The sequence below is a fragment of the Pseudomonas sp. LBUM1659 genome (assembly GCF_059716045.1).
This window is the reverse complement of sequence record NZ_CP166797.1, coordinates 2,858,931-2,875,569: the sequence shown is the minus strand read 5'-3', so window position 1 is coordinate 2,875,569 and position 16,639 is coordinate 2,858,931. Positions and strand designations below refer to the sequence as shown.

Annotated in this window: 12 protein-coding genes; 2 read left to right on the top strand and 10 right to left on the bottom strand. The window is 59.4% G+C overall.

Going from position 1 to position 16,639, the window contains the following annotated elements:
• Positions 1-2: 2 nt before the first annotated feature.
• Together araD1 and ACA048_RS13065 are read right to left on the bottom strand one after the other, a co-directional pair.
• Entirely contained in the window at positions 3-995 is a 993-nt protein-coding gene (araD1, locus tag ACA048_RS13070; protein WP_497629483.1) for an AraD1 family protein, read from the bottom strand.
• A 144-nt stretch (positions 996-1,139) separates the two neighbouring features.
• Positions 1,140-2,462, bottom strand: a complete 1,323-nt coding sequence (locus ACA048_RS13065; RefSeq protein ID WP_497629482.1) for an MFS transporter — start codon at positions 2,460-2,462, stop codon at positions 1,140-1,142.
• Between the two features lie 193 nt (positions 2,463-2,655).
• Between ACA048_RS13065 and ACA048_RS13060 the strand changes: the two genes are divergently transcribed.
• Both ACA048_RS13060 and ACA048_RS13055 read left to right on the top strand, forming a co-directional pair.
• On the top strand, positions 2,656-4,392 hold the full coding sequence (locus ACA048_RS13060; protein WP_497629481.1) for an IlvD/Edd family dehydratase: 1,737 nt from the start codon (positions 2,656-2,658) through the stop codon (positions 4,390-4,392).
• Positions 4,393-4,595: 203 nt separating this feature from the next.
• Complete coding sequence (locus tag ACA048_RS13055; protein WP_497629480.1) at positions 4,596-5,315, top strand: FadR/GntR family transcriptional regulator; 720 nt, start codon at positions 4,596-4,598, stop codon at positions 5,313-5,315.
• A 194-nt stretch (positions 5,316-5,509) separates the two neighbouring features.
• Here ACA048_RS13055 and ACA048_RS13050 read toward each other — a convergent pair whose 3' ends face one another.
• The 8 genes from ACA048_RS13050 to ACA048_RS13015 form a co-directional block, all read right to left on the bottom strand.
• On the bottom strand, positions 5,510-7,885 hold the full coding sequence (locus ACA048_RS13050) for an efflux RND transporter permease subunit (RefSeq protein WP_452626229.1): 2,376 nt from the start codon (positions 7,883-7,885) through the stop codon (positions 5,510-5,512).
• Positions 7,886-7,910: 25 nt separating this feature from the next.
• Entirely contained in the window at positions 7,911-8,963 is a 1,053-nt protein-coding gene (locus tag ACA048_RS13045; RefSeq protein WP_497629479.1) for a WD40/YVTN/BNR-like repeat-containing protein, read from the bottom strand.
• A gap of 1,088 nt (positions 8,964-10,051) precedes the next feature.
• Complete coding sequence (gene pepN / locus ACA048_RS13040) at positions 10,052-12,724, bottom strand: aminopeptidase N (protein WP_497629478.1); 2,673 nt, start codon at positions 12,722-12,724, stop codon at positions 10,052-10,054.
• A gap of 10 nt (positions 12,725-12,734) precedes the next feature.
• Positions 12,735-13,565: a DUF2797 domain-containing protein gene (locus ACA048_RS13035; RefSeq protein WP_497629477.1), complete on the bottom strand. Its 831-nt coding sequence runs from the start codon at positions 13,563-13,565 to the stop codon at positions 12,735-12,737.
• Positions 13,562-13,822, bottom strand: coding sequence for a YeaC family protein (locus ACA048_RS13030; RefSeq protein WP_497629476.1), 261 nt, complete (start codon positions 13,820-13,822; stop codon positions 13,562-13,564). The genes ACA048_RS13035 and ACA048_RS13030 overlap by 4 nt, the downstream gene beginning before the upstream one ends.
• Before the next feature lie 34 nt (positions 13,823-13,856).
• The gene (locus ACA048_RS13025; protein WP_497629475.1) at positions 13,857-14,726 is read right to left on the bottom strand and encodes a rhomboid family intramembrane serine protease; all 870 of its coding nucleotides are present in this window, start codon (positions 14,724-14,726) and stop codon (positions 13,857-13,859) included.
• Complete coding sequence (locus tag ACA048_RS13020; protein ID WP_497629474.1) at positions 14,723-15,694, bottom strand: metallophosphoesterase; 972 nt, start codon at positions 15,692-15,694, stop codon at positions 14,723-14,725. Before ACA048_RS13020 ends, ACA048_RS13025 begins: the two co-directional genes overlap by 4 nt.
• On the bottom strand, positions 15,694-16,584 hold the full coding sequence (locus ACA048_RS13015; RefSeq protein WP_027923400.1) for an NAD(+) kinase: 891 nt from the start codon (positions 16,582-16,584) through the stop codon (positions 15,694-15,696). Before ACA048_RS13015 ends, ACA048_RS13020 begins: the two co-directional genes overlap by 1 nt.
• Positions 16,585-16,639: the final 55 nt, after the last annotated feature.

Below are 16,639 nucleotides of genomic sequence, written 5' to 3'. Positions count from 1 at the left end.
CCTTAAAGGGTGCCGATGGTGCCGGGCAGGAACGTTGCTTCAGCCGGCGCAATGCCGTTGATCAACGGTGCGCCGAACTCGGCCTGGCTGATCTCGAAAACGTCTCCCGGTTGGGTGCGGATGCCATCGGCGAACGACAAGGTCGCGGTACCGAAGAAATGAATGTGCACGTCCCCCGGACGCAAGAACTGGCTGTATTTGAAATGGTGGTACTCAAGGTTTTCGAGGCTGTGACACATGTTAGCCTCGCCGCTGAGAAACTCGTTCTGCCACAGCACTTCACCGTCGCGCAGGATGCGGCTGGTGCCGGCCAGGTGTTGCGGCAATTCGCCGACCCGAAGTTCCGGGCCATAGCTGCAACTGCGCAGTTTGGAGTGCGCCAGGTACAGGTAGTTTTTACGCTCCATGACGTGATCGGAGAACTCGTTGCCGACCGCATAACCGAGGCGATAAGGCTTGCCATCGTGACCAATGACGTAGAGGCCGCTGAGCTCGGGTTCTTCGCCGGCGTCTTCTGCGAATGGCGGCAGCGGGAACGGCTTGCCCGGCCGAACGACGATGCTGCCGTCGCCCTTGTAGAACCATTCCGGTTGTACGCCGGCCTGCCCTGCTGCCGGTTTGCCGCCCTCCACTCCCCATTTGAAAATGCGCATGGTGTCGGTCATTGCCGTTTCGTCACCGGCGTGTTGATGCATCTTGTCCCGGGCCGAGGCGCTGCCCAAGTGGGTCAGGCCGGTGCCGCTGACCAGCATGTGCGCCGGGTCCGGGTGATCCAGCGGCGGCAGGATGCGTAGCGTGGCCAGCAGTTCGGCATAGTCGTGGCTGATGCCCAGGCCCAGGGCCTTCACCTGCTGCTCCAGATTCGTGCCCGCCTCGATCGCTGCCAATGCCAGGTCACGAACGGTATGCGCGTCCCGCACTTCATGCACCAAACCGTCCTCGACGACGCCGACGCGGCGCTCGCCGTTACTCAATTCGAACTGAACCAAACGCATGATTTTCTCCTGTAAACAATTCGTCAAAACGCCGCTAAATCCCTGTAGGAGCAAAGCTTGCTCGCGATTGCGGCCTGACAGATGACATCAATGCTGAATGTTCTGCCGCCATCGCGAGCAAGCTCTGCTCCTACCGGTTTTGTGTCAGGTGCGGGTGGCGCCACGCGCGCTGGCCGCAAACTGATCAGCCGGCAGCACATGCTTGCGCTCCAGCAACCGATAAACCACGCCCGTCAGCACCAGCCCGAACACCATCACGCCCGACAAGAAATACAGCCCCGACGCCAGGTTGCCGGTGTATTCCTTCAGCGCACCAATCACGAACGGACCGATGTAACCGCCAAGGTTGCCCACCGAGTTGATCAAGGCGATGCCGGCTGCCGCACTGGCCCCGGCGAAGAACCGACCCGGCAAGGTCCAGAACACCGCGGTGCAGGAAAACAGTGCAAACGCTACCAGGCAAAGGGCTGCCAGTTGCAGCACCGGCACCGTTAGCCAGGCGCTGAGGAACAGGCCAATGGCTCCCAGCACATACAGCACGGCAAGGTGACCGTAGCGATCATTCAAACGGTCGGAACTGCGCGGAATGATCAGCAAGCCGACGATCCCGAAAATGTATGGCACCGCCGAAACGAAACCGGTGACCAGGTCGGTCCCGCCGAACTGTTTGATCAGCGTCGGCAACCACAGACCCAAGCCATAAATGCTCAACGTCACAGGCAGGTAAAACAGCGCAAGTAGCAACACACGTTTGTCTTTGAGCGCGTGCAAGGGGTTGCCGTGTCGGGTCTGGCCGTATTCCTCGAGGTCCTTTTTCAACTCGCCGGCCAACCAGTCCTTCTCGGCCTGGTCCATCCATTTCACTTGTTGTGGGCCGTCAGGCAGATAACGCAGCACCGGCCAGGTCAGCAAGATTGCTGGCGTACCGATGACAATGAACAGCCACTGCCAGCCGTGCAATCCGAGGGTGCCGTCCATGCCGAGCAAGCCGCCGGACACCGGGCCGGTGATCATCATCGCGATGGGTTGGGAAAGAATGAACAGACCGAGGATCTTGCCGCGATGGCGAATCGGGAACCACTGGGTGATGTAGTACAGAACGCCCGGGAAGAAACCGGCTTCCGCCGCACCGAGCAGAAAGCGCATCACGTAGAAGCTTTGCGGCCCCTGAACGAAGGCCATGCCGATGGTGATGGCGCCCCAGGTGACCATGATCCGCGCAAACCAGCGTCGCGCGCCGAAACGGTCGAGCATCAGGTTACTGGGGATTTCAAACAGGAAATAACCAATGAAGAACAGCCCGGCACCCAGGCCGTAAGCGGCGTCTCCGAGGCCGATGTCAGCGCCCATGTGCAGTTTCGCGAAGCCTACGGCGGAGCGATCCACATAGGCGATCAGGTACAGCAGGATCAGGAAGGGAATCAGTTTCAGTGTGATGCGACGAATAAGCCGCAGTTCCTGGCTCATGAGATCGGTCTCCGATTGTTGTTGTTATAGAACCTCGGGAGACGCCTCTCGCAGAAAATCGCCAGGGCCATCCCTCCGTTGAAAACGACTATATAGTAATACTAATTACCCAACAACACTTCCAAACAGAGGAATTTACGCTTATGTTAGGCCTCTGATTTAACATTATAGTCATACAATAAGAGAATCGATCATGTCTGATAAGAAACCCACCCTGCGCTCCACCCAATGGTTTGGCACCGCCGACAAGAACGGCTTCATGTACCGCAGCTGGATGAAGAATCAGGGCATCGCCGACCACCAATTCCAGGGCAAGCCAATCATCGGCATTTGTAACACCTGGTCGGAACTGACCCCGTGCAACGCGCACTTCCGCCAGATCGCGGAGCACGTCAAACGCGGGGTGATCGAGGCCGGTGGGTTCCCTGTGGAATTCCCGGTGTTCTCCAACGGCGAATCCAACCTGCGCCCGACCGCCATGTTCACCCGCAACCTGACAAGCATGGACGTCGAAGAAGCGATTCGCGGCAACCCGATTGATGGTGTGGTGCTGCTGACCGGTTGCGACAAAACCACCCCGGCGCTGCTGATGGGTGCGGCCAGTTGCGACGTGCCGGCGATCGTCGTCACCGGCGGACCGATGCTCAACGGTAAACACAAAGGCCAGGACATCGGATCCGGCACTGTGGTTTGGCAGCTCAGCGAGCAAGTGAAAGCCGGCACCATCACCATTGACGATTTCCTCGCGGCCGAGGGCGGCATGTCCCGCTCGGCCGGCACCTGCAACACTATGGGCACTGCATCAACCATGGCCTGCATGGCCGAAGCACTGGGCACTTCCCTTCCCCACAACGCGGCGATTCCAGCCGTGGATGCACGGCGTTATGTGTTGGCGCATATGTCCGGCATGCGTGCGGTAGAGATGGTTCGCGAAGATCTGAAACTGTCGAAAATCCTCACCAAGGAAGCCTTCGAAAACGCCATCCGTGTCAACGCGGCCATCGGCGGTTCGACCAACGCCGTGATCCACTTGAAAGCCATCGCCGGCCGTATTGGCGTGGACCTGGAGCTGGATGACTGGACCCGCATCGGCCGCGGCATGCCGACCATCGTTGACCTGCAACCGTCCGGGCGTTTCCTGATGGAAGAGTTCTACTACGCCGGTGGCCTGCCCGCCGTGCTGCGTCGCCTCGGTGAAGCCAATCTTATCCCGCACCCGAACGCCCTCACCGTCAACGGCAAGACCCTTGGCGAGAACACCAAGGACGCGCCGATTTACGGCCAGGACGAAGTGATCCGCACCCTCGACAACCCGATCCGCGCCGATGGCGGCATCTGCGTGTTGCGCGGCAACCTGGCGCCACTCGGCGCGGTGCTCAAACCGTCCGCCGCCACGGCTGAACTGATGCAGCATCGCGGCCGCGCCGTGGTGTTCGAGAACTTCGACATGTACAAGGCGCGGATCGATGATCCTGAACTGGACGTCGACGCCAACTCGATCCTGGTGATGAAGAACTGCGGACCGAAGGGTTATCCGGGCATGGCCGAAGTCGGCAACATGGGCTTGCCGGCCAAGCTGCTGGCGCAAGGCGTGACCGACATGGTGCGCATTTCCGATGCACGCATGAGTGGCACCGCGTATGGCACCGTCGTGCTGCATGTAGCGCCGGAAGCGGCGGCAGGCGGTCCGTTGGCGGCGGTGAAAGAAGGTGACTGGATTGAACTGGATTGTGCCAACGGACGTTTGCACCTGGATATTCCGGAGGCTGAACTGGCGGCGCGGATGGCGGATCTTCAGCCACCACAGCCAATGATCCTGGGTGGCTATCGTCAGCTGTACATCGACCATGTGCTGCAAGCGGATCAGGGCTGCGATTTCGACTTCCTGGTCGGCTGCCGCGGTGCCGAAGTCCCGCGCCACTCTCACTAACCCCACCAATCCCCTCTCGTGGGAGCGAGCCTGCTCGCGATTGCGTCCTAACCTTCAACATTGATGTTGACTGACACGACGCCATCGCGATCAGGCTCGCTCCCACATTGGTTCTCCCACATTGACTCCTCATCTGATTCAGGACCGTGCTCGCGCCTGTTATCATGCGCAACACCCCCTCGCACAGGACCGCGCCGCTCCCCATGGATTACCGCAAACCGTCCGACCGTAAAAGCATGCACTCGCGCATTGTCCAGGAACTGGGCATGCAGATTGTTTCCGGGCGTTTCAAGCCATGTGACAAGCTGCCCGCCGAGGCCCTGCTGTGTGAGGAGTATGCAGTCAGCCGCCCGGTGCTGCGTGAAGCCACCCGAGTATTGGTCGCCAAGGGTCTGGTGTATTGCCGTCCGCGCGTCGGCACGGTGGTCAAGCAGCGCAAAGAGTGGCACATGCTTGACCCGGACGTTTTGCACTGGTTGATGCAAAGCAGCCCGCAGAATGAGTTTTTCGACCTGTTGACCAGTGTGCGCAGCATCATCGAGCCCGCTGTCGCCGCACTGGCCGCACAGTTCGCCACCGAGGCGGACATCGCTTCCATCGGTGAAGCCTACCAGCGCATGGAGGCCGCTCCGACGCCGGAAGCCTTGCTGCAACCTGATCTGGATTTCCACAGCCGGATCGCCGATGCAACCCACAACGACTTGTTGGCCAACCTGTGCAACATGCTGTCGGTGGCGATTGCCGAAGCGTTGAAGCATTCCAACCAGCGACCGAACCTGCATGAACTGGCGCTGCCTCGACACAAAGCAATCCTCACGGCCATCGAGAACCGCGATGCGCTCGGCGCCCGACACGCGACACTGGTGCAGCTGGATGATGCGCGCAGTGCGTTGAATGTGGTGCTGGGCAGCGATCCCAACTGACACAACACAATCCAACTGTTGGAGAAATTCCCTGTAGGAGCAGAGCTTGCTCGCGATGGCGGAGTGTCAGTCAACATAGATATTGAATGTTCTGCCGCCATCGCGAGCAAGCTCTGCTCCTACAGGGCCAGTGTGAAATTCGGGATGTAAAAAAGCCGCAACCCAGGTTGCGGCTTTTCTATTTCAGGCAGGGATCAATGAGCGAACAGCGAGTTGCCCTTCTGTCCAGCCAGTTTCTCCGGCTTGATCAGGAACCGCGCCAGCGCAGGCAGCAGCCACAGCGCGCCGAACATGTTCCAGAGCAGCATGAAGGTCAGCATCAGGCCCATGTCGGCCTGGAACTTGATGGCCGAGAAGATCCAGGTGCAGACACCGATGGCCAGGCACAAACCAGTGAACAGCACGGCTTTACCGGTGGATTTCAGCGTCTGGTAATAGGCTTCCTGCAACGGCAGACCGGCACGCAGGAAACTTTCCAGACGGCTGTAGATGTAGATGCCGTAGTCCACGCCAATCCCCACACCCAGCGCCACGACCGGCAGCGTCGCGACTTTCACGCCGATGCCCATGAACGCCATCAAGGCATTGCCCAGTACCGACGTCAGCACCAGCGGCAACACGATGCACAAGGTCGCCGCCCACGAACGGAAGGTGATCATGCACATGGTCGCGACGCAGATGTAGACGAGGATCAGGATGGTCAGCTCGGACTCCTTGATCACCTCGTTGGTGGCTGCCTCGATCCCGGCGTTACCGGCCGCGAGGATGAACTCCAGGCCGTCCTTGTTGTTTTCCTTGGCGAACTCCTGCACTGCATGCACCGCACGATCGAGCGTTGCCGCCTTGTGATCGTTGAGGAACACCAGCACTGGCGCCAGGGAGCAACTGTTGTTGTACAGGCCATCAGCACGGGAGATCGAGTTGTTCAGTACATCCGGGTTGCGCGACAGGGTTTCCCATTTCAGGTTGCCCTCGTTCATGCCCTTGATCATCTGCTTGGACACGGTCACCAGGGAAATCGCCGACTGCACGCCCTCGGTGTTCTGCATCTTCCACATCAGCTCGTCGATCGGCGCCATGGCTTCATAGCGTGAGCAGCCTTCAGCCTTGGTCTTGACCATCACCACCAACACGTCGGAACTGGTGGAGTAGTTGCTGATGATGAAGTTGTTGTCCTTGTTGTAGCGCGAGTCCGGACGCAACTCTGGAGCACCTTGATCGAGGTCGCCGATTTTCAGGTTCTGGCTGTACCAGAGACCGCCACCGAAGGCCAGCAAGGCCAGGGCGATAGACACCGGTGCGACTTTCGCGCTGGCAAAGTTCGACAGCAGGCGCCAGAACGGGTGCTCGCGGGTTGCATCCTTTTTGCTGCGTTCCACCGCGCGTTTGCTGATACCGACGTAGGAAATCGCCACCGGCAGCAGGATCAGGTTGGTGAACACGATTACCGCCACGCCGATGGACGCGCCGATGGCCAATTCATGGATCACGCCAATGTCGATGATCAGCAGCGTGATGAAACCCACCGCATCCGCAAGGATCGCAATCATCCCAGGCAGGAACAGCTGACGGAACGTGCGTCGTGCAGCGGTCAGCGCGTTGTCGGCCTCACTGGACTGCAAAGCGATACCGTTGATCTTCTGTACGCCGTGGGAAATACCGATGGCGAAGATCAGGAACGGCACCAGCATCGAGTACGGATCCAGCCCGAAGCCAAAGAAGTGCATCAACCCAAGCTGCCAGATCACCGCCACCAGCGTGGTACTGAGGACCGCCACGGTGCTGCGCATGCAGTTGGTGAACCAGTACAACAGAATCAGCGTAATAACGAAGGCGACACCGAAGAACATCACCACCATGACCAGACCATCGATCAGGTCGCCGACTTTTTTGGCGAAACCGACGATGTGGATCTGCACGTTAGGGTTCTGTTTTTCAAACTTGTCGCGGATTTTTTCTTCCAGCTCGTGGGAGAACTTGCGGTAGTCCAGCGCCAGCAACTTGCCTTGATCCTGCGGGTCCGGATAGGACTCAAGCAGCGGGATATCGACAATGCTCGACTTGAAATCGTTGGCCACCAGACGCCCGACTTGCCCGGACTTGAGGACGTTGTTGCGCAGCAGATCGAGGCTTTGCTGAGAGCCGTTATAGCTCTGCGGGATCACTTCACCACCGGCGAAGCCCTCCTCCGTCACCTCGGTCCAGCGCACGCTCGGGCTCCACAGCGACTTGAGGCCGGAACGGTCGACGCCGGAAATGTAGAACACCTCGTCGTTGATCTGACGCAGGGTCTCCATGTATTCCTTGGAGAAGATATCGCCGTCAGTGGCTTCCACCGAGATCCGCACCGTGTTGCCCAGGTTCGCCAGATCGTTGCGGTGCTCCATCATCTTTTGAATGAACGGATGATCGAGCGGGATCATTTTTTCGAAACTGGTGGACGGACGGATCAGCGTCGCCTGCCAGAACAGGAAAATACTGACCAGCAGGCAGATGAAGATCACTGCCGGGCGGTTGTTGAAAATCAGGCGCTCAAGAAACGTCGCCTTGTCTTGGTGATGGCTTGTCATCGATGTCATAGCTCCGCCCTTCTTATTATTTGCCCAGCTCTGAGCCGGTTGGCGAAGTAGCGCGAACGCCGCCCTGTCCTGCCAGAATCAGATTGCCGTTGCCCGCCGCCGTCACTGCCGATACGGAAATGCGATCCGGACGGTTGAACACGCTGAAGGTTTCGCCGTTGTCGTTGCTGCGGATCACCGAGCCGCCGTTGCCGACGATCACGATGGAACCATCGTCAAGCAGCGTTGCGCCGGACAGCCCGAACTCCAGTGCGCCACGAGCAGCTTTCAGCTCGACCTGTTCCCAGGTGTTGCCGAAATCCGTGGAGCGGTAGAGATTGCCGCGCAGGCCGTAAGCCAACAGCGTATTGGCTTGCGCCGTGCCGATGACACCGAAGAGCGAGCCTTCGTACGGGCCTTCAAGTTTCTCCCAGGTCTGCCCCGAATCGGCCGAGCGAAACATGCTGCCCTGCTCGCCAACGATGAACAGCCCGGCATCCTTGACCGATGCGATGCCATTGAGGTGGAGCTGATCCTCGTTGTCCAGGCGGTCGCTGGCGTCTTCCCAGTGCTTGCCGCCATCGGTGGTTTCCAGCAGTGCGCCATAGGCACCCACGGCATAGCCGTTGTTGGCGTCCTTGAACCAGACGTCGAGCAGCGGCGCTTCGCGTTTCAAATCGTCGAATTGCTTGGTCCAGGTGGCACCGCCATCCTCACTCGCGAGGATCTGTGCGTCATGGCCGACGGCCCAGCCGTGTTTGTCATCGACAAAAAACACCGACGTCAGCAGTGCCCGGGATGGCACCTTGGCTTGAACCCAGGTCGTGCCCTGGTCATCGGAATACAGAATGTGCCCGCGATCGCCGACCGCCACCAGGCGTTTGCCGGCGTGAACGACATCAAGCATCAGGCTTTTGGCAGCCTTGGCAGATTCAATGGAATAAACAGCATCGGATGCTGGCGCGGCAGCGGCCAGCACAGGTGCCGACAACACGGCACAGCCCAACAGCGAGAGCGCTGTAGCCAGCAACGCGAATTTGCGTAATGCCGGCGGGCGGCAGATACCCACACCCATGACAGGCTCACTCATAGACCTTCCCCCATTATTATTGTTAGGTCGTTCAACCTTTCAGGGCGCCGTAAGGGTGCTCGTAGTGATTGGCTGTTTGGAGCTTGCTCTTGAAACGCGCAATCTAGAGCCCCTTCGGAAGCTGGCTTATCCTATCGGGGTTTGGAAAGGTCTGACAATCGACGCCACGTTATCTTTTGTTAACCTGAGAGATATGCGGTTTGGCTGAATGATTGGGTATTAGGTGGGGTGATTGGAGTATTGGTTGATGGTCGGTGTACATATCCATTTCTGCGGTAACGGCCACTTATGGTTTCGCTCTTACAGCGAGTCCCTTTTTCAAACGCCAAAAAGGAACCAAAAGGCTTCGCCCCGGCGTACGGCACTTCGCTAAGGCTCAGTGTTCCCTCGCTACGGTGTCCATCAGAGGGCATCGCCTACGGTCTGCTTCGCTACGACCTCCTCTCGATGTGTGCGGCTTCGCCGCACGGCGCTACGCGCCCACCCCCTGATGAACACCTACGCTCGGCCTGCCGAAGGGGCGAAAGATCAAAAGCAAATCAAGATCAAAAGCCAAAGCCAAAGCCAAAGCCAAAGCCAAAGCCAAAGCCAAAGCCAAAGCCAAACACGATCTAAAGTTTCAGCCCTCCGCAACCTTTACAGTGAACACCTCCCGCTTCTCACCACTCAACAGGCCGAGCGTTAGCTCGCCTGAAAGCTTTTGATCTTTGGCTTTTGATTCACCCGCCCCTTCGGGAGGCTGAGTGGAGGTGTTCATCCGGGGAGTGGCGCGTAGCGCCGTTCGACGCAGTCGAACACGCTGCATGTAGGTCGAAGCGAAGCCGACCGGAGGGCAGTGTCCCCGGATGGATACCGGAGCGAAGGAACGCCGAGCCCAAGCGAGGGGCCGGACGCTCGGGGCGAGACCTTTTGGTTCCTTTTGGGGCGTTTGCCAAAAGGGACTCGCTGTAAGAGCGAAACCATTAGCGGCCGTTACCGCAGGAATGGATATGTACACCGAGGAAAAGAATGGTCGGCTGTCAGGCCGCCTTCGCTGGCAAGCCAGCTCCTACAGGGCCCGAGTGAACCCTGCGGGAGAAAGGCCAGACTCAGGCCAGGCTTTTGCTGACCACTTCAAACACATCGCTGGACAGCTGACCCGAAGCACGAATGCGCTCCAGCTCGCCTTTCATCAACGCCTGACGCGCATCGTCGTATTTGCGCCAGCGAGTCAGCGGCGCCAATTGCCGGGAAGCGATCTGCGGATTGAACCCGTTCAACTCAATCACCAGATCCGCGAGGAAGCGATACCCCGAGCCATCCGCCGAATGGAAGTTGATCAGGTTCTGCCCGGCAAACGCACCGACCAGCGCGCGAACCTTGTTCGGGTTCTTCATGTTGAAGGCCGGATGCTGCATCAACTGACGCACCCGCTCCAGACCACCCGGCAACGTGCTGCCCGCCTGAACACTGAACCACTGGTCCATGACCAGCGGATTGTCCTTGAAGTGCTCGGCAAAACTCACCAGCGCCTTGGCCTTCTCTTCTTCAAACGGCGAATTAACCAACACCGCCAGCGCGGTCAGGCGCTCGGTCATGTTGTCGCTGGTTTCGAATTGCTCAAGCGTCGCCGCCAAGACTTGCGGTTTGCCGCTGAGCATCAGGTACGACAGCGCAATGTTCTGCAACGCGCGACGAGCGAAGTGCTCGGCCTCGGCCACGTAAGGGGTTTTCTTCGACAGTTCGCGATTAGCCTGATAACGCAGCCACAACGCTTCGAACAACCCGTCAGCCAATTGCTTGCGAGCAAACTCACGGGCGGTGTGAATTGCATCGACATCAGCCACTTCACTGATTTCAGTCAGATACGCCTCACCCGGCAACGAAAGCATTTCCGCGACCATGGCCTGATCCAGCGTCTCGTCCGACAGCACCGTGCGCAGGGCAGAAATCAGGCGCTGATCCAGCACCAGCGTTTCACCCGCCTGATGCTGGGCAATCAGTTCTTGCAGCACTTGCACCGACAACTGCTGGCCGGCATCCCAACGGTTGAAACCGTCGCTGTCATGCTGCATCAGGAACATCAGTTGATCGCGGTTGTATGGAAAGCTCAGTTTGACCGGCGCCGAGAAACCACGCAGCAACGAAGGCAGCGGTTGTTCAGCGATGTCGACGAAGGTGAATGTCTGCTCGGCTTCGGTCACCGAGATCACCCGCGACGCGCCCTGAGCGCTGGCTTCGCCGGCAAGACGCAAGGCAATCGCCGCGCCTTTGGAGTCCAGCAGGCCCAACGCCACAGGAATCACAAACGGCAGTTTTTCAACCTTGTCCGGGGTTGCCGGGCAGCTTTGACGGAACGTCAGGCTGTAGGTTTTCGCCGCTGCGTCGTAAGACTCGCTCACCGCCAACCGCGGCGTACCCGCCTGGCTGTACCAGCGTTTGAACTGGGTCAGGTCGACACCGTTGGCATCTTCCATGGCTTTGATGAAGTCATCACAGGTTACGGCCTGGCCGTCGTGGCGATCGAAATACAGGTCGCTGCCTTTGCGGAAGCCTTCGGCCCCGAGCAGGGTATGAATCATGCCGACCACTTCCGAGCCTTTTTCGTACACGGTCAGGGTGTAGAAGTTGGAAATCTCGATAAAACTGTCCGGCCGCACGGCGTGGGCCATGGGACCGGCGTCTTCGGCGAACTGGTGCGTGCGCAGGTACGCCACGTCCTGAATGCGCTTGACCGTGGCCGAGTTCATGTCCGAGGAGAACCCGGCATCGCGGAACACCGTGAAGCCTTCCTTGAGCGACAGCTGGAACCAGTCGCGGCAGGTCACGCGGTTGCCCGACCAGTTGTGGAAGTATTCGTGGGCGACGATGGCTTCGACACGCTGGTGAGCGGCGTCGGTTGCGGTTTCGGCGCGGGCCAGCACGGCGCTGGAGTTGAAGATGTTGAGGCCCTTGTTCTCCATTGCGCCCATGTTGAAGTCGTTGACCGCGACGATCATGAAGATGTCCAGATCGTACTCGCGACCGTAAACCTCTTCATCCCAGCGCATCGACTTCTTCAGGCTGTTCATGGCGTGCTGGCACTTGTCGATGTTTTCCGGCTCGACGTAGATGCGCAACGCCACGGAACGCTCGGTCATGGTGGTGAAGGTGTCTTCAACGCACCACAAATCACCGGCCACCAGCGCGAACAGGTACGCAGGCTTCATGAACGGGTCTTCCCAGGTCGCCCAGTGCCGGCCGTCTTCGCCGGGGCCCGAAGCAATCGGGTTACCGTTGGATAGCAGCACCGGATAGCTGTGCTGCTCGGCGACGACCGTCGTGGTGAACTTGCTCATCACGTCCGGGCGGTCGAGGTAATAGGTGATCTTGCGGAAGCCTTCGGCCTCGCACTGGGTGCAGAACATGCCGCTGGATTTGTACAGGCCTTCCAGCGCGGTGTTGGTTTCCGGGTGGATCTTGACGCTGGTATCGACCGTGAACGTGGTGCTGGTCGGGTGCAGGGTCAGGTGCTGCTCTGTTAACTGATAGCCCGTCAGCTGATCGTCGCTTTCGCTCAGCTCGCGGTCGGCCAGGGTCACCGACAGCAGCTCCAGTTGCTGACCGTCCAGCACCAGCGGCGGCAGGCCGGGGCCGCGCTCGGGATTGCGGCGCATCACCAGTTGCGCATGGACCAGGCTGTGGTCCTCGAACAACTCGAAGGTCAGGTGCGTCTCGTCGATCAGGTACTCAGGCGCCTGATAGTCTTTCAGGTAAATCATCTTCGGTTGTTCGGTGCGCATGCTGGAGTCCTTACTGATGCACGGCGAGCTGATAAGCCGTGTATTTACGAATATTGATCACGCCGGTGTCGAAGATCAGGTATTGACCCTTGACCCCCAGCAGCGTGCCTTCGGCAATCGGATTCTTGTCCAGGTTGAAGCTGACGATTTTGGCCGGGTATTGCTCGACCGGATAGCGGATCTCAAGGGTTTCTACGTTGGCAATCGTCTGAATGGCTTGTAGTCCAAATCGTTCCTGCAAGGTTTGCAGGCCCTCGGCGCAGCGGTCGAACAACTGATCGCGGACCTCGGCCAGGTTCACCGACACCGCTTCGCCCTTGAGCAAGGCACGCCAGTTGGTCTTGTCCGCCACCTGACTGCGAAACAGGTCTTCGACGAAACCCGACTGCTGACGGGTCGACACCCGCACGATCGGCAACGCCTGACGAGCGCCTTGATCGATCCAGCGGGTCGGTAGCTGGGTGGCGCGGGTAATCCCGACTTTCACCCCCGACGAGTTGGACAGATAGACGATGTGATCGGTCATGCAAAACGTCTGGCCCCACTCCGGCTCACGGCAAGTGCCGGCGTCGAAGTGGCAACGCTCCGGGCTCATGATGCAGATGTCGCACTGCGCCAGTTTGGTCATGCAGGGGTAGCAGTAGCCCTGGCTGAAACTGGTTTTTGTCTTGCGTCCGCAATGGGTGCAATGAATCGCCCCCAGGTAATCCAGGCGCACGGTGGTCCCGATCATTGGATTGACTGGCACCTCGAGGTCGCCCAGACGAAACGCGTACTGCACGTCGGACCCGTCAAGGCGGGCCGACATTTTGCTGATTGCACCGCGGCCAATCTCGATCAATGGATGGCTTCCGACTTGAACAGGATGTTCGGCACGCTGATCGACTTCGAACTGCACTCCTGCGGGCCCATGTAACCGGTACGCTCTTCTTCGGGCAGGTTCTGGATTTCCCAGGCGATCATCGCTTGCAGCGACAGCTCGCGTTGTTCGGCGGTGAGTTTGCCACCGTCGGACCATTTGCCGATTTCCACCGCCAGTTTCAGGCTCTGGTAGATATCGGGGGTGATGTTTTGGATCATTTCGTTAAAAGAGGACATCAAGGTCTCCGCGCTCTTTAATACATAAACTGTTTTAGGCGGCCAGTTTACGGCGGTTGTACAAACCACCCAACAAACCGGTGAAGCATCCGATGAGTAACCCGCTGACATGGGCTGCGTTGGCAATTTCACCGAAGCCGATCATCGAGACCAGCCCGGACAGACACAGCACCAGCCACACCAGCATCATCACCAACACGCCGCGCGGCAGGCGATAAGCCGGGTTCGGCGCCAACAGCTGGAAGATCCAGCAATGTCCGAGCAGGCCGTACAGCACGCCGGACAACCCACCGAACAAGGTAGGGCCGCTGAAATAATACTGGGCGCAGTTGGAAACGAGGCTGAAGAGCAACGTCAGGCCGATCAGGTTGATGCTGCCCTGGCGCGACTCGATGCGCCGGCCCAGCTCCCAATACCACATGCCGTTCATGCCCAGGTGCAGGATGCCGAAGTGGATCAGCATCGGCGTCATCAGTCGCCACCACTGCCCCGCCGCCAGGCTGTCAGCCACTGGCACGAAATGGATGTACTCGCCGACCACGCGAAAATCGAGGAAGGTCAGCCAGCGCATCGTGTCAAGGTTTTCGCCCAGCAGCGTCACCGCGCCGACGAGGATGCTCAGCAGCAAAACCAGCGCTGTCGCCTTGGCGTAGCGCAGCTGCTCGACGAAACCGGGGCGCTGGATGGTTTGCACCGCCGGAATGTCCAGCTGCTGATCGGGGTCACCGGCGGGAAAGCGTTCGTACAGCGAAAGCACGTCCTCGCTGATGTTGGCCGGCACCCAGAGCACCTGTTCGCCCGACTCTTCGCTGACGCGATGCGGCACCTGCATGCGTTGCAGCAGTTTGACGAACCCGCTCAAGTCCACCGCCAGCGGCAGACGCAATACGGCAACAGCACTCATTGCAGCACCTCCGGCCGTTCGACATCGACCCAGACAAATTTATTCGGATCGAGTCGGGTTTCCTGATCCAGCCGATAGGCGACCAGTTTGCCGTAGAGCACGGCGCTGTAATCCAGGCAGGCCAGATTCGGGCGAATCGGCACCGGTTTGCCGCTGCGCCAGTAGTGGCCGACGAACAACAGTGGCTCATCGACGCCGTAACGCAGCAAGGTGTTTTTTTCCGTGGACGTCAGGGGCGTCTGCGCCACTGGCTCGGGCAATGCGTCAGGTTGAAACACAATGTCTCCGTAGGTTTGCGGGTCGTCTTCCCAGAATTTGGTGCGGAAGAACGAGCGCACCAGGCCGTCGCCGCTGGTCATGGTCAGGCCATGGGGCAAGCGCATGTCGGTGCCGCGCAGCAGCCGGTCAAAGACGGTGCAGGCGAAACTGCCCGGCACGGCCGACGCCTGGAGGAAATGCTCATCGACGCAGCCATTGGAGAACAGCGAGCGCAACGGCTCGATCAGGCCCGAATCCCAGCATGCATGCACCACCCGGAAGCGGCCGGCGTCGACGAACAGTGGCAACTCGTAGAACCATTGCAGGAAGTCATGCCAGTCCCCAGGATGGTCTTCGAACTGGGTCAGGGTTTCGCCCAGCAACCGGGCATGGCGCGGCGTGTGTTCACGGACGAACTGCTTGCCGCTGCCCGGTGGCGCTGGCGTGCTCCAACCCAGCGCGTTGAATTCATGATTGCCCATGATGCACAGCGCCTGGCCGGCCTCGACCATGTCATGGACGATGTGCAGCGCCTCGCGAATTCGCGGGCCGCGATCAATGATGTCGCCCACAAACACGGCCATCCGTGATGGATGTCGCCAGACGCCGCGTTGTTTCTGGTAACCGAGCCGGTCGAGCAAGTGCTCAAGGGTCAGAGCGCAACCGTGCACGTCACCGATCAGGTCGTAGCTACGCGCGGGATCGAGCATCAGTCGCCTCCACCACCCAATCGACTGCCCCAACCGAGTTTGGTCCGGCAGACTTCATAGTAGTTGTGGTCAAGCGGATGAATCAGCCGCAGCTTCTGCGCTTTCTTGCTGATGGTGATGGTGTCGCCGGGGGCGCAGGTGAAGTGGTTCTGCCCGTCACAGGAGACTTGCGGGTAAATCTGCATATCTTTGGACACGACGATTTTCAGCTCACTGTTGCCATCGACCACAATCGGCCTGCCCGACAAGGTATGGGGGTACATCGGCACAATCACAATAGCGTCGAGCTTGGGATGCATGATCGGTCCGCCCGCCGACAGCGCGTAGGCGGTCGAACCGGTGGGCGTCGCGACGATCAGGCCGTCGGCCTTCTGGCTGCACACGAACTGGCCGTCGATGTACAGTTCGAACTCGATCATTCGCGTCGATTTGCCGGGATGCAGCACCACGTCATTGAGGGCATCGCCCTGACCGATGGCCTCGGCGTGACGGCGGACTTCGGCTTGCAGCAGAAAGCGGTTTTCCACCAGGTAGTGGCCGTCGAGCACTTCGGCGACTTTGACTTCCAGCTCGTCGGGGCGAATATCGGTCAGGAAACCGAGGCTGCCACGGTTGATGCCGAGCACCGGAATATTGTGCTTGGCCAGCGCCCTGGCGGCGCCCAGGAGGCTGCCGTCACCGCCGACCACAATCACCATGTCACACACTTCGCCGAGCATCTTGCGTGACGAGGTTTGCAGGCCATGACCGGGAAGGACTTCGGCGATGGTGTCTTCGAGGATCACGTGCAAGTGACGATCGAGCAGAAACCGTTTCAGTCGGCGGACGGTATCCAGCACCTGAGAACTGCCCAGGCGACCGATGATGCCGATATTACGAAATTGCTCCATGGGGTTCCTGCGAGGACGGCGAAAAAGACGATTATGGGCGAAAGCGCGGGATAGA

Bases quoted from the DNA above. Each gene is read 5' to 3' on its own strand.
- araD1 (WP_497629483.1), bottom strand. From the start codon at position 995: ATGCGTTTGGTTCAGTTCGAATTGAGTAACGGCGAGCGCCGCGTCGGC.
- ACA048_RS13065 (WP_497629482.1), bottom strand. From the start codon at position 2,462: ATGAGCCAGGAACTGCGGCTTATTCGTCGCATCACACTGAAACTGATT.
- ACA048_RS13060 (WP_497629481.1), top strand. From the start codon at position 2,656: ATGTCTGATAAGAAACCCACCCTGCGCTCCACCCAATGGTTTGGCACC.
- ACA048_RS13055 (WP_497629480.1), top strand. From the start codon at position 4,596: ATGGATTACCGCAAACCGTCCGACCGTAAAAGCATGCACTCGCGCATT.
- ACA048_RS13050 (WP_452626229.1), bottom strand. From the start codon at position 7,885: ATGACAAGCCATCACCAAGACAAGGCGACGTTTCTTGAGCGCCTGATT.
- ACA048_RS13045 (WP_497629479.1), bottom strand. From the start codon at position 8,963: ATGAGTGAGCCTGTCATGGGTGTGGGTATCTGCCGCCCGCCGGCATTA.
- pepN (WP_497629478.1), bottom strand. From the start codon at position 12,724: ATGCGCACCGAACAACCGAAGATGATTTACCTGAAAGACTATCAGGCG.
- ACA048_RS13030 (WP_497629476.1), bottom strand. From the start codon at position 13,822: ATGTCCTCTTTTAACGAAATGATCCAAAACATCACCCCCGATATCTAC.
- ACA048_RS13025 (WP_497629475.1), bottom strand. From the start codon at position 14,726: ATGAGTGCTGTTGCCGTATTGCGTCTGCCGCTGGCGGTGGACTTGAGC.
- ACA048_RS13020 (WP_497629474.1), bottom strand. From the start codon at position 15,694: ATGCTCGATCCCGCGCGTAGCTACGACCTGATCGGTGACGTGCACGGT.
- ACA048_RS13015 (WP_027923400.1), bottom strand. From the start codon at position 16,584: ATGGAGCAATTTCGTAATATCGGCATCATCGGTCGCCTGGGCAGTTCT.